The sequence below is a fragment of the Paraburkholderia ferrariae NBRC 106233 genome, from assembly GCF_000685035.1.
Lineage (GTDB): Bacteria > Pseudomonadota > Gammaproteobacteria > Burkholderiales > Burkholderiaceae > Paraburkholderia > Paraburkholderia ferrariae.
The window spans coordinates 1-1,121 of sequence record NZ_BAYB01000090.1 but is presented as its reverse complement, the minus strand read 5'-3'; the positions used below and the strand labels follow the sequence as shown (position 1 = coordinate 1,121).

Here is a 1,121-nt window from a genome sequence, read left to right as displayed (position 1 = left end):
GGGTGCGCGAGCGTCTGCCGGTGGCTGAAGGCGTGACGGTGCTGGAACTGGACACGCTGGACGTTTCAACTGAGCCCGCCGCAGCACCGCAGGTGCGTGTGCAGGGCGAGAACCTGGCGTACGTGATCTACACGTCGGGCTCCACGGGCCGTCCCAAGGGTGCCGCGAACCGCCATAGCGCCCTGTCGAACCGCCTGGCCTGGATGCAGTCGGCCTACGCGCTGGCCGAAACGGATGTGGTGCTGCAGAAGACGCCATTCAGCTTCGATGTCTCGGTGTGGGAGTTCTTCTGGCCGCTCATGACGGGCGCACGACTGGCAGTAGCCGAACCGGGTGCGCACCGCGACCCGCAGCGCCTGGTGGAACTGATCCGGGAGCACAGCGTAACGACACTGCACTTCGTGCCGCCGATGCTTCAGGCGTTCGTTGCCCACGAGGAAGCAAAAAACTGCACGACGCTGAAGCGGATCGTCTGCAGCGGCGAAGCCCTGCCCGCGGATCTGGCGAACCGCACTCTGGAGCAGCTACCGGGCGCCGGCCTGTACAACCTGTACGGCCCAACGGAAGCCGCAATCGACGTAACGCACTGGACATGTCGCACGGGCGATGAGGTGGTGCCGATTGGCCGTCCGATCGGCAACGTGAGCACACACGTGCTGGACGCACAGATGAACCTCGTGCCGCAGGGCGTAGCCGGCGAACTGTACCTGGGAGGCGCGGGCCTCGCCCGAGGCTACCTGAACCGTGCCGCACTGAGCGCAGAGCGTTTCGTGCCGGACCCGTTCGATGCGAACGGCGGACGGCTCTACCGCACAGGCGATTTAGCACGGTGGACGAACGAAGGCGCTCTGGAGTATCTGGGCCGCATCGACCATCAGGTGAAGATACGGGGCCTGCGCATCGAACTGGGAGAGATCGAGGCGCAACTGGTGGCGCAGGCGGGTGTGAAGGAAGCGGTCGTAACGGCACAGGAAGGCCCGGGCGGCACGCGCCTGATCGCGTATGTAACGGCGCACACGGATCACGCTATAGAACAGGCGACACTGCGCGAGGCGCTGTCACGGCAACTACCCGACTACATGGTGCCCTCGACGATCCTGGTGCTGGATGCACTGCCGTTG

The 1,121-nt window shown here is 65.3% G+C and carries 1 protein-coding gene; it reads left to right on the top strand.

The window, feature by feature from the left end:
• On the top strand, positions 1-1,121 hold a 1,121-nt coding region (locus BFE01S_RS36760; protein ID WP_028229721.1), incomplete at both ends, for an amino acid adenylation domain-containing protein.